Here is a 16,564-nt window from a genome sequence, read left to right on the forward strand (position 1 = left end):
CGTTCTCCTTCTCTTAAAGCATCGTGAACGCAATCATGCCGATGATCCCGCCGGTGGTGCCCAGCAGGGTTTCCATCACGGTCCAGGTTTTCAGCGTTTGCAGTTCACTCGCACCGGTAAATTTACCGAACAGCCAGAAACCGGCGTCGTTCACGTGGCTCAGCACGATGGAACCGCCTGTGATGCAGATCGCCAGCGCCGCGAGTTGTCCTCCGTTCAGCCCGAGCTGATGCGTCACCGGCAGCACCAGACCGACAGTGGTCAGACAGGCGACAGTCGCCGAGCCCTGAATCACGCGCACCACGGCGGCCAGCGCAAAACAGGCCACGGCTATAGGCAAACCGGTGCCGATCATGGCGTCACCGATGGCCGGGCCGACGCCGGAATCCACCAGAATTTGTTTGAATACGCCGCCCGCACCGGTCATCAGCAGGATGATCCCGGCCGGTTGTACAGCAGCAGAACAGATAGCGAGGGTTTGTTCGTTGGTCATGCCGCGCGGTTTAGCCAGGCCGTAAATCACAATCAGGCAGGCAATCAGAATGGCGGTAAACGGATGGCCGATAAATTCCAGCCATTGCTGCAAATGCGAACCCTGGGTAACGAAACGCGCGCCGATGGTTTTCATCCCCACCAGCACCAGCGGACATAAGATCAGTGCCAGACTGAAACCGAAAGACGGCAGATTGTCTTTGTTCAGCGTTGGCGCATTTTCTTCCACTGGCATCGGCCAGTTCACATAGCGGCTGATGAAATTACCGTACAGCGGCCCGGCGATCAGCATGCCGACAATGGCGGCGACCAGACCAATGGCAATCATCCAGCCAAAATCCGCATTAAGTTGTGACGCGAGAAGCATCGGCACCGGCCCCGGAAGCAGAAAACAGGCGGCCGCAGCAACACCGGCAAACAACGGGATCGCCAGCCTGACAATGTTGCCGTCAGTACGGCGCGCAACGGCGAACACAATGCCGATCAGGAGGACAATCGCGACGTCGAAAAACAGCGGCAATGCGCATACGAGCCCGGCAATCCCAAGGGCGTAATTGGCTTTGTTTTTGCCGAAACGATTCAGTAAATGGGCCGCAATTTGATCGAGCGCACCGACTTCATGCAGGATCTTACCGAACATCGCGCCCAGCGCCACCACGATCGCCAGAAAACCGAGCGTGCTACCCATGCCTTTTTGCATGGTGTCGGCGATGGTATCAATGGGCATACCGGAGAAAATCCCGGCGGCGATGGACACCAGCATCAGCGCCACAAAGGCGTGCATGCGGACTTTCATAACCAGGAACAGAAGCAGTAAAACAGACCCGACTGCTGTCCCAACTAAAGTAACTGTATTCACGCGCAATGCTCCTGTTGCTGGAAACTTTGAATATGTTGCAAGGTTTCTGCGATCACATCGTCAAGCGGCTGATTGATATTGATGGTGATGACATCGCTCTCTTCAACCCCGGGTTGCTCCAGCGCGGCGAACTGAGAAATCAGCATTTGTGACTTAAAGAAATGGCCTTTCCGCGCCGCCATGCGTTTCTCGATCACCGGAAAATCGCCTTGCAGGTAGATAAAGGACAAATTGCCGTTCCCTGCGCGCAGGCGGTCGCGGTAACGTTTTTTCAACGCAGAGCAGACGATGATCGACACGCTGTTAGTTCGCTGCATCGCGAACGCCGCGTCATTGAGTGAGGCCAGCCACGGCGCGCGGTCGTCATCGTTTAACGCCTCGCCTGCGGCCATTTTGGAAATATTGCTGCGAGGGTGCAGAAAATCACCGTCGAGAAAACTGGCGGATAGCTGGTGTGACACGGCGTTGGCCACGGCGGATTTACCGCTACCGGACACACCCATGAAGATGTAAATACGATTATTGTTTTGGTTATTGTTCACGACTACGCTCCTGGCCCATTAATCTTAATAAACCATGTTACCGGTAACATGTTATCGGTAACATTATCAGAGGGATTTTTACGTCTGACAATCGGTGACGGCGGCCGAAAACCATAAATGTGATCAGGTTCAAAATTAACTATTAGCAATGAAACATTTTTTGTAGGGGAATTAACACGCGAATAACACAGGCAGGTAAAACGGGGAAATATCACAGCGGGATAATCATCAAAGAATTTTCATTCCCCCTTGTAATAATCACGTTCCTTGTCTATTACTTAAACCACGCGATAAACTGCTGTTTTTGCACCGGCTTATCGCTTAACAGGGTAATTATTGACAGGCTTATTCTGCCGGGTTTCCGGTTCTCATTCTTCTGAGGCAAAAATGAAAATATCTCACGCATTGTTGGCAGTGGCTTTAACCGGTGGTCTCTCCTTTAGCGCATTTTCAGCACAGCTTTTGAAAAAAACAGATTTTGAAAAAGTCGCTTCGCAATATACAAAGGTCGGTTCTGTCACCACGTCGAATAAAACTTCCCAGTCTGGTGCAATTGAAGACTTGTCCAAGAAAGCCGATAAAAAAGGCGGCGACGTCTTTGTATTAACGTCCGGCAATACCAATAACAAAATCCACGGTACCGCTGACGTGTATAAGAAAAAATAAGTATTGAACAAGCGAATATGTTAGAAAAAACCACGCCTGGCGTGGTTTTTTTCATGCGACGAACCAGAAAGATATCAGGCAGCAAGTCCCTCCGGCCAGCGTTCCGTCGGGTACAACGACAGACGAATATTGAACAGATGGAACAGCGGTTTAAATAAAGTCATGTCTGAACGGCATCGTGTTTCGAGGTTTAACAGCACGCGGTTTAATTCCGCCAGCAGCGATTCCGGCGGGGCGATATAAATATTTTTTAACCGTTTTTTGATGTACTGATTAATTTCAAACATCAGCGCGTCCGTTTCCAGCGTATGGTTTTTTAAAATGGCCTGATGGCGGGCATAAAAATCATAGCAATTCACGCCCAGCCAGATTTCCGTAATCAAATTCCCGCCCAGCGCAACACCCGGCACCGGATCCACTTTATTGCGTGGCAAAATAATATTCACTTTATCGAGCATGCTAGCGACATACTGCTGACGTCCGCGCAATGACGACGCGTTAATTTTGATCTCATTGGTAAACTGCAATAATTCTTTAATACCTTTGCGTAATGCACGTTTTGCCGTCCACGAAGGCCGTTTATTGCGGATAAGCGCCGTGGTTAGCAACGCAATCGCAATCCCCACCAGCGTGGATATCGCGGCGTTAACGATCACCAGCAGGTCAGGTTTGAAATCATGGCTCATGCCGATAAAACCGGGGATCTGCGTGGCAATAATCAGGCCGATAAAGTTAGTGGAAGGATTAGCAATCACCAGCCCCAGCGCCAGCAAGCCCGGCGCGAGGCAGATAATCAGGGATTCAAACGTCACTGTCAGCGGGATAAAAACCGCGGCGTAAACGATGCTGATCAGAATCGCAATCAGCACGCCTTTGAGAAAGACGTGGATCGAGGCAATCGGGCTGTCGAGTGAGGCAAAGAACGAGCAAATCACCGCCGCCATCATCGGCGCGGAAGCCCCGTCGCGCCAGCCTGTACCAATCCAGAACAGGCAGCCGACCATCGTCGCCGCAAAGGCGCTGAAGGCCGACAAAAGGATCATCCCTTCATCTTTATGCTTTCTGATGAGTTTGAGTTTGCTGCGTTTTTTCTCTTTGCTTAACTGACTGACGCGCTCGGTCACGCCAAAATACGACTCGGCAATGTGAATAAAATTCTGTAAACGCTCCAGCAAACCGATAAACAACAGCCCTTCTTCTGGCGTCATTTCGCCCCGATCGTAGCACGCTTTAATTCTTTCCTGCGACGCGCGGATGTCGTCCTGAATCGCCTTCGCATTGCCGCTTTGTTCCGGGTTGTTCAGCCACAGCAGAAACTGACTGAAGGTCGCGGAGACAAAATCCGGGAAGGCAATGCCCTGCTCGCCCAGCAGGCTCAGACGTTTTTCAATCGCCGTCAGGGTCGGGATCAGATACGACAAATGCTGATACTGCGCGTTCACCAGGCGAATCAGCCGGCGCGCGGAATCGCCTTCAAACACGCTGTGGGTGATGAGCGCTTCCACGCTGACGGGGTAATTCGCCATCTGTACCAGAATGTGTTCTCGCTCGGGCGATGTCTCTTTTGGCGTAACGGTCAGCAACTCAGAACAGAGTTTTTTGGCACTGTCGTACCAGTTACTGACGCTGTTCTCCAGCAGATTGCGCATGTGCACCGGGAACACCAGCATGTGGATCAGCGAACTACATACAATCGCCACAGTGATCTCTTCGACGCGCGAAATCACGGTATACGTAATGGAAAGCGGCGTATCAACGTCAGCAAATCCCATAATCGCCGCGCTGTATCCGGCCAGCATAAAAATGTACCCTTTCGGCGTGCGGTCATGCAGTGAAAGGTACAGGCAAAATGCCACCCACAGCGACACGCTCAGGCTGAAAAGCACCGGATCGGTGACTGTAAACGGATACACCAGAAAGATGAAAATCCCACCGAGCACCGTGCCCAGAAAACGGTACGTGGCTTTAGAAAGCGTAGAGGCAGAATAGAGCTGGGAAATGACATACACCGAAACCATTGACCAGGCAGGTTTATCGAGATTGAGTTCAAGTGCGATATATAAGGCTAAAAATGCCGCTATACAGGTTTTGACGGAGAACAAGAGCGCATTTTTTGTTAACCATTTCATCTTTAAATCAACAGCTCAGCGTATTTTAAAATAGTATTTTAGCCTGCACGGAAGATTGCGCCCTTTTGAAGAGTGTAACAAAACATACGAAACTATTAGTCACCTTACAAAATTGCCTCCCGCGCTCGCTTTCCTCTTCCGTCAGGTAAAAAAATCCACGCCGGGGCGTGGATCGGTGGTAACGATGTCGGTTATTCAGAAAGGACGGATGATCGCCAGAATCCCGATAATAATGACGCAGAGAGCGATAATTCCCGCGGCGTTACGCAGTAATGCGTAATTTTTTGTGGGCTGCCCGGTGGCGCGTTTGCGTAAATCGCCGGAAAGCAGCCCGTGCAGCGCGGAAAGGAAGAACACCACGAGGATCTTAATCAGCAGCCATGCGTGCGGGATCTGGCCGTGGCTGACAATCATCACAATCCCGGCAATCCACAGCAAAATCATCGCCGGGCTGGTGACGCAGCGGTTCCACTGGCGGACGGTGTCGAGTAACGCCGCTTTGCCCGCGTTGTCCTGCATTCCGGCGGTTTTAGAAAACGTGATGGAAACCAGCGCCATCGCTAGCATTCCGCCGATCCACAATATCCCTGCGATAATGTGCAGGGCATTCAGCCACTCATGAAGCATGTTTTACTCCTTCTAAAGTTAACGACAATGCGGTACGCCGGGCAACTTCAACCTGCTGTCTCTTCACGGCTTTTACCGGATTATGTCCTTTTCCCCTGATAAAGGCACGGGTAATGTCTTCGCGTTTCAGCACGCCGGGCTTTCTGTTTTCTTTCTTTTTAGAAACTGAGTAGGTAGACTGGGCTACCTACTCAATAGCAGCCCTAAAATGAGCGCCGTTATGTCACAACCTGAAACGCCACCGGAAAGCGCCCGCGACCGTCTGCTTGGCGCAGCCCGCGTCCTGTTTTACAACGACGGCATTGCCGCCACGGGCATTGATGCCATCGTAAAAAAAGCGGGCGTGGCGAAGAAAAGCCTCTACAACAATTTTGAATCCAAAGCGGAACTGGTCGCGACATACATTACCGTCCGCCACGACGAATGGCTGGCGTTGTATGCACGCCGCGAACAGGAAGCCTCTGGCCCGAAGGAAAAAGTGCTGGCGGTTTTCCGCGCGTATGACGATCACGCGGAGTTTTCCTACGAGCGCGGTTTTCGTGGCTGCGGGCTGCTGAATGCCGCCGCCGAACTCCCAGCCGGTGCGCCCGGCAGGCTGGCGGTGCGCGGCCACAAGGAACAGGTGGAATCCATCGTGACCGCCCATTTGCTGGAGCTGTTTGCCGGCGATGAAGCAAAAGCGAAATTACTTGCGCGGCATTTTTCATTCCTGCTCGAAGGAGCGATTTCCCGCGCCGGGCTGGAAGGCAACGGTGCCTGCGTGCGTCAGGCGATGGCGATGGCCGAAGCCATGATGGAGGCGTCGTGACAAACTCGCCCGCAGAACGGTTACTCGGCATTCTGGCCGTGGTTTTTGCCTCGGTGTTATGGGGCTCGACGGGCACAGCGGCGACGTTCGCCCCGCAGGTCAGTCCGCTGGCGATTGGCGCGGTGGCAATGGGGATTGGCGGCCTTTTACAGGCGGTCATCGCCGCGCGCGGCATTCTCAGACACCGCCGCGCACTCACCTTGCACTGGCGGATTTTACTGACCGGCGGCCTGTCCGTCGGCATCTATCCGCTGGCTTTTTATGCCTCGATGCATCTTGCGGGCGTGACGGTGGGTACGGTCATTTCCATCGGTTCCGCCCCGCTGCTTTCTGCGCTGATTGAATACTGGCTCGAAGGCCAGCGTCTGACCCGCCGCTGGATGACGGGCGCAGCCATTGGTGTGGCCGGGATGATGCTGTTATGTCTGGCGGAAAGCACCACGCACGCCCTTTCCGGCCAGCAACCACACGCGCTGGCGGGTATGGCGCTCGGTCTGGTGGCAGGCCTGACGTATGCACTTTATGCGTGGGCTGCGCGTCAGCTGATGCAGCGCGGCGTCCCTTCGCGTGTATCGATGGGCGCAACGTTTGGCCTCGGCGGTCTGATGCTGATGCCGGTGTTATTCGTGACCGGCGCACCTTTGCTGGCGTCGTGGAATAACGCCGCTGTCGGCGCTTATATGGCGCTGATCCCGATGTTTACCGGTTATGTGTGTTTCGGTTATGCGCTGGCACGCATTCCGGCCAGCCTGGCGACAACCATCACGCTGCTCGAGCCTGCTGTGGCGGCGGTTCTGGCGGTGCTGATTGTCGGCGAACGCCTGCCCGCAATGGGCTGGACCGGCATCGGGCTGGTCGTCGCCTGCCTGATTTTCATCACCGTTCCGCTGAGAAGAAGGCCGGTGCTGACATCGGCCTGAAAGAATGATGGCCCTTTGCAGGGCCATCATTTTGCGAAAATTACACGTTTTTATACCGCCGCCGGGGCTTCCAGCGAGGCCATATCAATAACAAAACGGTAGCGAACATCCGCTTTTTCCATACGTTCAAATGCCGCGTTGATTTCATCCATACGGATCATCTCGCAGTCCGGCAGAATGTTTTTCTCAGCGCAGAAGTCGAGCATTTCCTGCGTTTCGCGGATCCCGCCGATTGGCGAACCTGCCACACGGCGACGGCCCAGCAGAAGCGGCACGGTATTGAACTCTTCCATCGCCCCGACCTGTCCGACCAGCACCAGCGTCGCGTCCACATCCAGCAATGGCATGTATGGCGTGATGTCGTGTTTCACCGGCACAGTATCGATAATCAAATCGAAATGATCGTGCGCCTGCGCCATGGCATCGCTGTCTGCGCTGACCAGCAAACGGCTCGCGCCCAGCGCCAGTGCATCGGCCTCTTTGGCATTGGAACGGCTCAGGACGGTGACATCCGCGCCCAACCCGACGGCCAGTTTAACGGCCATATGGCCCAGCCCGCCCAGACCAATAACGCCCACGCGGCTGCCCGGCCCAACATTCCAGGTTTTAAGCGGCGACCAGGTGGTGATGCCGGCGCATAACAGCGGCGCGGCTTTGGAGAGATCTAACCCTTCCGGCATACGCAGGCAAAACTCCTCGCGCACCACTAAATGTTTGGAATATCCCCCCTGCGTCGGCTCTTTGGTGAAACGGTCGTAACCCGCGTATGTGCCGGTATTGCCTTCGCGGCACAGCTGTTCTTCGCCCTTTTCACACTGGTCACATTCCTGACAACTGTCCACCATACAACCGACGGCAACATGGTCGCCCACTTTGTAGCGGGAAACCTGATTACCAACCTGCGTGACGCGCCCGACGATTTCATGGCCGGGAACAATCGGATAATAGCTCCAGCCCCAGTCATTCCGGGCGGTATGCAAATCAGAATGGCAGACGCCGCAATACAAAATTTCCATTGCGACATCATTTTCACGCAGGCCGCGACGTTCAAATGCGTAAGGTGCCAGCGGTTTTTTCGGATCGTACGCTGCAAATCCAACAGTTTTCATCGGTAAACTCCTGAGTTGATAGTGACCCCTTTACTATAGAATTTACCCCTAAAGCCACAAGCCACAGTTCTCCTGAATCCTTGCCTGATTCTGTTCAGTTTACTTTTTCCGGATGCTGGCTCAGCCATTGGCTGCGGTACTGCGAAGGCGAACGCGCGGTGCTTTTACGGAACACACGGCAAAAATAATTGCTGTCGACAAATCCGCAGCTGCTCGCCACTTCTTTGATCTTCAGTTCATACCCTTTCAGCAACAATTTTGCCCGTTCCAGCCGGATATGATTGAGGTATTCACTGAAGCCAATATCGCCGGATTTTCGGAACAGATGTGACAGGTAATTCGGCGTGATATGGAACCGTTTGGCCACGTTTTCACGTGTCAGCGGCAGCGAGGCGTTTTCCTCGATGTATTTCTTCATCACTTCAAAGAGCGCGCCGCTGCGGGTCAGAATTTGCGTGCGGTTCGCCAATTGTTCCTGACAATGGCTCAGCAAACCGGCGACCACGCAACGGGCGGTTTGCTGGTCATCCGGGTTTGAAACGATTTCATTCATCGCCTGCAATAAAAACGAGCCGACGCGCGGACCCAGACGGGCGACGCTTTGTTTGTCAGTTTCTGAAAACCGGTTGCCGTCCCAGGATTGCAGGCTGAAACCGAGCTTTTCTTTGCTGAACAATATACTCAGCAGCACGGCGGGCGCGCTCCACTGGGTGAGATTCCATTTTCCGCCGGGGATATACAGGGCTTCGCCTTCTTTTAGTAAGCCTTTTTCCACCGGAAGGCTCCGGTCGTGAACGTGACCTCTGACCACAAATTCGATGCGCGGGAAACTGACCATCAGTGCCAGTTCAGGTGCGGGTTGTGTGTTATCCGGAAAGCGCACGGCCTGCGCCTCACTGCCACAAAACGATCGGAAAAGTGTCTCTATCACAACGGGCAGCATAGTGTTCCCTCGGTTTTTCAATTGCATTGATCACTTAGGGTAAAACTTGGGTTGCCATACCGGTCAAGACCTTGGGCTTGCCGACGCCCAAGGTCTTGACCGGTATGGCATTTACAATACATCAAGCAGCCATTTTTGCGCCGGTGTCAGGCGGCGGGCGGTTGCCGGTTTAAGCCATTTGCGCTGATCCTGCTGCTGCGCATCTTCACGGTCGATGTACAAACTGTGCAGCACGCGCCGGCGCGTCCCGACGGTATTGTTGGTGCCGCCGTGCCAGGCGTGCGCGTCGTAAATCATCACGCTGCCCGCAGGAGCCTCAAAAATCACTTCATCAGGATGCGGTAATCCGACGTCCGCCAGAACATCTTCCGGCAGTTCGGGCCGGTGATGCGTGCCCGGAATAATACGCGGTGCGCCGTTTGCCGCACTGAGATCGTCAATCGCCCAGATAGAGTTCACCAGATGCACTTTCGGAAAGTCCGGGCGCGGTTTTTTCCAGTCCGCATGCAGCGGCTGATGCCCGCCACGGTGCAGCGCTTCGCGGCCATTCAGACTAGAGACTTTAAACGCGCCGCGGAAGATATGGCGGCAAACCGACAGAATCAGCGGATGTGACCACGCTTTTTCCCATACAGTGCCTTTGTTGATCATGTTCGCAATACGCGTCGCGGTAGCTTCCTGATGATGCTCCACGGCCAGATTGTCCCCCTCTTTTGCCACCAGCGCATCGAACGCCACGCGCATGTCTTCCAGCCAGTCTTTGTCGATCACATTATGAATGATCACGTAACCTCGGGTTTCCAGCTCTCCGGCTTGTTCTGCGGTAAGAGACTGCGTTGCGCCAAGGGCGTCCAGGTACTGCTCATCCAGGTTTTGCTCAGATAAATTTATCATTTCCCACCTCTTTAGTTAACGTTTGTGCAACACAAAAGTACGGCAGTTCTTATAGGAATAAACGATGCAAATCCTACAAAAATCTGGATTTTTGTGTGTCATTCGCCATAAAGCGTGCGAACTCATGGAGTTTCGGCGTAAAAAAATCCACGCCTGCGCGTGGATTTTACATTTGTTACATCGTGAAATTGAAAGACGCTGCCGGTGGCATTACCAGAAATACTTTCCCCCCACCTGCCCCTGAATCGCGGAATAATCATCTTTTCCCGCCTGTACGCCTGTATTAATCCACAATAACCAGTCTTTGCTGATCTGAGCCTGTGCGCCGACTTTGACTTCATAACGGTTCACGGGGATTGACTGTTCTACGGAGGTGCTGTCCATCTCAACACTGTTGCTACTGCCACCATGCCACCAGTTCACTTCCGCAAATGGCTGAGTGGTACCCTTATCGTCAAACTGACCATATAACCGTCCACCGAGTCGCGTCGTCAGCCCGCCCGCATCCTGGCTGTGTATTTGCGTACCGTTGCTTTCAGTATGATCGCCCTGACTGTAACGGGTATAAATCGTCTGAACCTGAGGCTGGAAGTACAGCGCATGATTGTTGCTAAGCGACAAATCGTATCCGGCTTCGAGTGACCCGACCCAGTTATGTGAGTCGTATTTCTCCTCCGCCAAATCATCGCCATTAACTGTGTTATGGAACGTGCCGTACTGGATCCAGCTATCCACATAAGGGCCGGTTTTTTGCCCTGCCGCACCACCATACCAGGTGCCGTAAGCACCGAAGCTATACCCCTTAAGGTTACTTTTCGCGTTGCCACTAACATTTTTCGCACTGCTATCAGTGTCCGCATCCGCATAGCCCGTCATCAGCCCGGCACGAACCTGCTGGTCGCCAAAATCATGGCGATAGATATCGGTACCTGCACGTAAAACTGCCGTATTGGAACCCAGTGAAATATTGTCACCCGCGGCGCGGCTGTTCACACGACCGGCATCAAAATGTGCCCAACCCGCCGCTGACTCTTCCCATGTTTCCCGGTTTTCACCGTTACGATCATGCATTGTTGTCAGGAAAACGCTGTTGGCCAGGCTCTGGTTCGCAAGGTATGCTCCCGCCTCAGGACGGATAACTGGCGCAGAGGGATTATCATCCGGAGGTAAAATGGGGTCTGGCGGCAAATTCGGATCCGGCGGAAGCCCTGAGTCAGGATCTTCTGACGAAGATCTCAGGTACCAGTTACCGTCATTACCTGTTGAGGTTCCCTGATAAAGCGAATACTCATAAGCACCGGCAACTGCGCGCCCCTGCAAAACAAATGTGCCCTCTGACTGCCCCTGAACATCCACCAACTCAATACCGTTAACGGTGGCGTCCCCCAGACCATGCATGTTGTTCACCCGAACGGTGGTTTTCCCACGGGTGTTCCCTTCTACGTAAAGCTTATCCGTTGAGGAATTGTCATCGGATAAAGAGGTATTCACCCAGAGCATGCCGTCGTTGCTGGTGTAATTTCCCCCCACAGTCAACGCATTGCCCGTTGTGTTGCCGGTGAGATCTATCACGCCATTATTTTCAAAATCTCCGGCGACAGTAAGATGGCTTGATCCTGAACTCAACATGCCGACGCGGCCATTGTTCACCACCGAACCGGCTACCGCGCCATTTCCCTGCAACGTCGCGGCATTATCGATGTAAACAGTGCCGGTGCTGTCAAGGCTGCCCTGCGTTTCGCCAATCTGTAATGTGCCCTGGGAAACATGCGTATCTCCCGTGTAGGTCAGGCCATGATTAACAATAAGCGTACCGGTTCCGTTTTTATTCAGGCCGCCGGTGCCTGTCACTGCCTGGGTCAACGCCCAGTCGGTGTTGTTATTAATTTGCAGAAGGCCATTATCGTTCACAGTGGCAGCAGATGAACCGAGATTCTTATTCTGCTCAACCACCAGCGTTGCACCCTCGTTAATGACAAACGTGCCCCCGAAGGCGGCGTTATCGCCGTTGGCATTGAATATGCCGTTATCGATAATCAGATTACCCTTGCCCACGATTCCGCCATCGCTTTCCCCCCCGTGGCTGATGGTCATCGTGCCGTTGTTAATATCTAGCGTTGACCCTGCTGCGCTGCTCAAACTTCCGACAGTCTGCGACTTACCGTTCAGATCAAACGATGTTCCCTCTGCCTGCACCAACGCAGAGGTATTACCCAAAGCGTTATCACTGCCCGCCACAATGGCACCATCATTGAGCCAGGTGATACCGGTATAATCACTGGTTCCGCCTAATGTCAGCTCACCCGCTCCCGCTTTAATCAGGTTGCCGGAACCCCCGATGCTGTTACCAAAACTGTACGCATTGGTGCGGTTGAATATCAGTTCGCCCTCGTTGACAACATTATCGTCCAGTGTCCCTGTCTCGCCTCCGTTACCTATCTGTAACGTTGCATTTTTATCAATAGTTGTCGCGCCTGAACCTGAATTCGCGAGATCTCCGGTGACTACCGTTTTTCCGGCAATGACGTGAATGGTGTCAGCCACCACCAGTTCGCCGGAGAGATCCCATTCTTTCCCGGCCGCATCAATATTTAGAAAATTAAATGAGCTGTCATTGACGTAATTATCAAACGTACCGACATCGGTGGTGCCTCCCAGCAAATTAAGCACATTATTGGTTTGGCCGGGCATCATCTGGACATCGCCTTTGATCACCGATGTTGTCGCCAGGTTAAGGGTATTGTTATCACCGTAGAGTTGTATTGCGACTAAATCAGAGCCAATGAAACCCGCGTTATTAATGGTAATGCCACTGGCATTCTCTGAACCCGCAATGGCCGATTTCGTGCCAATAATAACCGCACCTTCATTATTTGAAATAACTGAATTGCTGCCGACTTTATTTATCGCCCGCCAAACCGCTCCGTAAGGATGATTGTCGTAATCATCAATGATATTACCGTTATTTGTCAGCACCAAACCGTCTGAATTGGCAAGTTCAACGGGACCAAAAATCGAACCATTATTTATAATCGTGTTGTTTTTACCCCCGTCAACAAAGAGAGTCACGGCATCCCCTGTTGTGCTTTTCACAATCACTTTTGAGTCAATTGTCAACGTACTGTCGGTGACGGTGTTATCCAGATGAATTTCGGTATCGAGCATGTTACTGTTAATGGTGAAATTATTCCCCATCTCAGACGTCACTTCGCAACTGACACTGCCTTTTTCACATCCGGTGCCTTCAGCAGGCAGATCAACAGAGTAAGCAGGGTTAATTGCAGAAAATCCTGTAAGTAAACAGAGTTTCAATGCTGTATATAAATAGTTAAGGTTAAATTTAATTTTCCTGGGTACTGCTTGCTGATCTGGAGGGGGGGTAATTTCTGATTTCATTTCAATGCATTCTCTGTTGGAGAGTTTGTTATTCACAAACACGTAAACTATAAGCTGAATAACTCTGCCATTTAGAAAGCATCAACAAAAACGTGGTAAAGTTTGGCAGGGAAATATCACCCAATATTTTTGACCTGCGTAATTTCAACAGTTAATAAACCAGAAGTCCATAGAATGAATTGAAGTGATTTATGAATTAAAAAACCATATCTCCCTGATATACATAACCTAAACAGCCGGATAAGTCTGCAATCACATATTTATTTAAAGATTCATTAAGGAATTAATGATCATAGATTTAAATAATTGTTATTGGATATATACGAATTATCAATATCTTTTATGTTAGTTGACATAATATTGATAACATTTAGGTGCTTTCTAAAACGTTATTTTTACAGAGCTAGGATTAATGTTATACCAATTGTGCTTTCAGCCTTTCCTGTAAGAAATCCAGAAACACGCGGGTGACTTCGCTGCGCTGACGATGCTGTGGGTAGAGCGCATGCAGGCTCAGTGAACCAGGCTGGAAGCCCTCCAGGATCCGCACCAGCGAACCGTTTTCAAGCGCAGGGCCGACGATAAATTCAGGCAGCAGGACAATCCCCAGCCCGGCTACAGCGGCGTCGCGCAGTACTTCGCCGTTGTTGCTCAGAACCGGCCCCCGCACGTCGAAAATCCGCAGTTTACCGTGCCGCTCCAGCTCCCAGCCGTTTTGCCCTTCACGGCCATAACGCAGGCAATCGTGCTGGAGTAAATCGTCCGGCGTTTCCGGCGTGCCACGCCGTTCGAGATAGCCGGGGCTGCAACAAATGATGCGTTGCAGCTGGCCCAAACGCCGCGCCACCAGTGAGGAATCCGCCAGATTGCCAATACGAATGGCGATATCAAACCCTTCACCCACCAGATCGACATACCGGTCCACCAGTTCCACCTGAAACTGAATCGCCGGGTTTTGCCGTAAGAACTCCGCCATCAGCGGCGACAGATGGCTGATGCCAAAGGACATCGGGATACTGATACGGTACGAACCCTGTAATGCCTGGCGTTTCGGCGAAACCGCCCTTTCCGCTTCTTCTATATCATCAAGAATGCGCTGTGCGTGCAGGAAAAATACCTGACCGGATTCGGTCACCGATAGTTTGCGCGTATTGCGGTTAAGCAACCTGACGCTCAGCGAAGCCTCCAGCGCGGCCATCCGGCGGCTGACGTATTGCTTGGAGAGCAGCAACTGTTCCGCCGCTGCGGTGAAATTCCCGGCTTTTACCACTGCCATAAAAATACGGAGATCTTCTATCTGCATGTCGGTTCCGCCCTGAGAAATACAACCGGTTATTGTCAACTGAAGTGTGACAGTGATAGTCAATCCACCTTATTGTTGAGCAAATTAGTTTACGTGTATTCTCTGTTCATCGAAAGCGCAAACGCACTTTCCCCCTGACAACACTGAGGAGTACACCATGATCGAACAACGTCTCTCTGAACAACGCGGCTTAGGTGACCACGGCTGGTTGCATTCCCGTCACACGTTTTCTTTCGCCAATTACTGGGATCCGAAACAGGTCGGTTTCTCAGACCTGCTGGTGATTAACGATGACCAGGTCGCACCGGGTCGCGGCTTCGGGGCGCATCCGCACAGCAACATGGAAATTATCTCCTATGTGCTTGAAGGCGCGCTGGAACATAAAGATTCAATGGGCACCGGTTCCGTGATTGTTCCCGGAGATGTTCAGCTGATGAGCGCAGGCAGCGGCGTGACGCACAGTGAATTCAACCACTCCGGTGAAGAAAACGTGCATTTCCTGCAAATTTGGATTGTGCCGTCAGAAAATGGCACCCAACCGGGATACCAGCAGGTGTCCGTCGCAGAAGCGGAAAAACGCGGGAAATTCCGCCTGATTGTTTCACCACTTGGCACAGGCGGTTCGCTGACCGTGCGTCAGGACATGAAAATCTACGCCGGTTTCTTCGACGGTGCAGAACAAACGACGTTTACCCTCGATGCGGAGCGCTATGCTTACCTCCACGTCGCCCGCGGCAGCATCAAGGTGAACGGCGTCGAATTCAGAACCGGCGACGGCGCGCGTATCCGCAATGAAGATAGCGTTACCTTTACCGACGGCGACCATGCGGAAGTCCTGCTGTTTGATTTGCGTCCGGTTGAAGTGAATCATCCGTCACGCTGATACGGTGAAATGCCTGAGTAAAGTTCGCGAAAGCACAAACCTGTGGTCATCCTGAAAAGGAAGGTCGCAGGTTTTTTTTGAGCATCTGGCAGTGTTCTGACGACGCATTCGCCTGCGCTATAATTGCGATGCAATACGTAATATATTAAGATGAATATAACGATATGTATGACACATATGGAATATTTCTCAGGAGAGAACATGAAGAAGTCACTGTTTGTTCTGGCAGCCGCCATCACTATCAGCGCATGTAGCAGCCAGACCGGCGTGAAGCAAACTGATTTGCAGCATCATCGTTTCGAGTTGCTGAGTGTGGATGGTCAGACAGTTCCGGCCGCACAGGGCCGTATTCCGGAAATTGAGTTCGGCTCAAACCTGCATGTTTCCGGCCAGATGTGTAACCGCTTTATGGGTCAGGGCAATCTGGAAAATAACGTGCTGACGGTAAAAGGCCTGGCTTCAACCATGATGTTGTGCCCGGACGAGAACCTGAACAAATGGGATCACGTGATCAGCGACGTGCTCAATAACGGCGCGGCCGTTTCCCTTAATGAGAATAAGATGGTCCTGAAACAGGGTAAACATACGCTGGTTTACCGCCTGAAAGACCGGATGTAATCATGAAAAAGCCAGACACCCATCTGGCATTTTAACCCGCAGTACAACGCCCTTGCATCAACGCGGCTTCAGAGCACTGACGGCCATTCGCCATCGAACACATGCCGACGCGGCTGCCATCGAGCTGTGGTGCTAATCTGAGTTGCCCGCCCGCCATTGAACAGGCTGCATAGGCCGGGCTGTCCATGTTGACGGTACGCTGACCGACATTCACGCTGTTGCCTTTTTGGGGAACGTCAGCCGAATCGTCGTGGCTGCTGCATGCGGCTAACACCAGCACACCGGCGGCCAGTAACACGCGAAACGCAGTGATCATCTGTCCTGCTCCTGAATGATTTTGGGTAATGCGGGGAATTTTTTCGAATCGCCATCATA

The 16,564-nt window shown here is 52.3% G+C and carries 15 protein-coding genes; 5 read left to right on the forward strand and 10 right to left on the reverse strand.

What is annotated here, in order from left to right; translation table 11 throughout:
* Nucleotides 1–13 precede the first annotated feature (13 nt).
* Together gntU and gntK are read right to left on the reverse strand one after the other, a co-directional pair.
* Nucleotides 14–1,351: a gluconate transporter gene (gntU, locus tag ACLBVC_RS13915; protein ID WP_195815311.1), complete on the reverse strand. Its 1,338-nt coding sequence runs from the start codon at nt 1,349–1,351 to the stop codon at nt 14–16.
* Nucleotides 1,348–1,893: a gluconokinase gene (gene gntK, locus ACLBVC_RS13920; protein ID WP_410150107.1), complete on the reverse strand. Its 546-nt coding sequence runs from the start codon at nt 1,891–1,893 to the stop codon at nt 1,348–1,350. Before gntK ends, gntU begins: the two co-directional genes overlap by 4 nt.
* A 387-nt stretch (nt 1,894–2,280) precedes the next feature.
* Here gntK and yahO point away from each other — a divergent pair, with 387 nt between their 5' ends.
* A complete protein-coding gene (gene yahO, locus ACLBVC_RS13925; RefSeq protein WP_410150170.1) occupies nt 2,281–2,559 on the forward strand; it encodes a DUF1471 family periplasmic protein YahO in 279 nt (92 codons plus the stop codon).
* Between the two features lie 74 nt (nt 2,560–2,633).
* On the opposite strand, the gene ACLBVC_RS13930 is transcribed toward yahO, so the two are convergent.
* Entirely contained in the window at nt 2,634–4,688 is a 2,055-nt protein-coding gene (locus ACLBVC_RS13930) for an FUSC family protein (protein WP_410150108.1), read from the reverse strand.
* 195 nt (nt 4,689–4,883) lie between these two features.
* Nucleotides 4,884–5,315, reverse strand: a complete 432-nt coding sequence (locus ACLBVC_RS13935) for a CopD family protein (RefSeq protein ID WP_410150109.1) — start codon at nt 5,313–5,315, stop codon at nt 4,884–4,886.
* 220 nt (nt 5,316–5,535) lie between these two features.
* On the opposite strand from ACLBVC_RS13935, the gene ACLBVC_RS13940 reads away from it, so the two are divergent.
* Nucleotides 5,536–6,123 (forward strand): TetR/AcrR family transcriptional regulator, encoded by a 588-nt coding sequence (locus ACLBVC_RS13940; protein ID WP_410150110.1) that lies wholly within the window; start codon nt 5,536–5,538, stop codon nt 6,121–6,123.
* Nucleotides 6,120–7,043, forward strand: coding sequence for a DMT family transporter (locus ACLBVC_RS13945; protein ID WP_410150111.1), 924 nt, complete (start codon nt 6,120–6,122; stop codon nt 7,041–7,043). Before ACLBVC_RS13940 ends, ACLBVC_RS13945 begins: the two co-directional genes overlap by 4 nt.
* A 50-nt stretch (nt 7,044–7,093) precedes the next feature.
* Here the strand turns inward: ACLBVC_RS13945 and ACLBVC_RS13950 are convergent, their stop codons facing one another.
* From ACLBVC_RS13950 to ACLBVC_RS13970, 5 genes are all read right to left on the reverse strand, one after another.
* The gene (locus ACLBVC_RS13950) at nt 7,094–8,152 is read right to left on the reverse strand and encodes an NAD(P)-dependent alcohol dehydrogenase (RefSeq protein WP_410150112.1); all 1,059 of its coding nucleotides are present in this window, start codon (nt 8,150–8,152) and stop codon (nt 7,094–7,096) included.
* A 94-nt stretch (nt 8,153–8,246) separates the two neighbouring features.
* A complete protein-coding gene (locus ACLBVC_RS13955) occupies nt 8,247–9,095 on the reverse strand; it encodes an AraC family transcriptional regulator (RefSeq protein ID WP_410150113.1) in 849 nt (282 codons plus the stop codon).
* A 111-nt stretch (nt 9,096–9,206) separates the two neighbouring features.
* The gene (locus ACLBVC_RS13960) at nt 9,207–9,989 is read right to left on the reverse strand and encodes a phytanoyl-CoA dioxygenase family protein (RefSeq protein ID WP_410150114.1); all 783 of its coding nucleotides are present in this window, start codon (nt 9,987–9,989) and stop codon (nt 9,207–9,209) included.
* Between the two features lie 210 nt (nt 9,990–10,199).
* A complete protein-coding gene (locus tag ACLBVC_RS13965) occupies nt 10,200–13,184 on the reverse strand; it encodes an autotransporter family protein (protein ID WP_410150115.1) in 2,985 nt (994 codons plus the stop codon).
* A 616-nt stretch (nt 13,185–13,800) separates the two neighbouring features.
* Nucleotides 13,801–14,688: a LysR family transcriptional regulator gene (locus ACLBVC_RS13970; protein ID WP_410150116.1), complete on the reverse strand. Its 888-nt coding sequence runs from the start codon at nt 14,686–14,688 to the stop codon at nt 13,801–13,803.
* Between the two features lie 157 nt (nt 14,689–14,845).
* Between ACLBVC_RS13970 and ACLBVC_RS13975 the strand changes: the two genes are divergently transcribed.
* Both ACLBVC_RS13975 and ACLBVC_RS13980 read left to right on the forward strand, forming a co-directional pair.
* The gene (locus ACLBVC_RS13975; RefSeq protein ID WP_410150117.1) at nt 14,846–15,571 is read left to right on the forward strand and encodes a pirin family protein; all 726 of its coding nucleotides are present in this window, start codon (nt 14,846–14,848) and stop codon (nt 15,569–15,571) included.
* Between the two features lie 201 nt (nt 15,572–15,772).
* Nucleotides 15,773–16,189: an META domain-containing protein gene (locus tag ACLBVC_RS13980; protein WP_152327128.1), complete on the forward strand. Its 417-nt coding sequence runs from the start codon at nt 15,773–15,775 to the stop codon at nt 16,187–16,189.
* A gap of 31 nt (nt 16,190–16,220) precedes the next feature.
* Here ACLBVC_RS13980 and ACLBVC_RS13985 read toward each other — a convergent pair whose 3' ends face one another.
* Nucleotides 16,221–16,505, reverse strand: coding sequence for a putative hemolysin (locus ACLBVC_RS13985; protein WP_152327127.1), 285 nt, complete (start codon nt 16,503–16,505; stop codon nt 16,221–16,223).
* Nucleotides 16,506–16,564 lie beyond the last annotated feature (59 nt).

The sequence above is a fragment of the Rahnella selenatireducens genome, assembly GCF_046449555.1.
GTDB classification, from domain to species: Bacteria; Pseudomonadota; Gammaproteobacteria; order Enterobacterales; family Enterobacteriaceae; genus Rahnella; species Rahnella selenatireducens.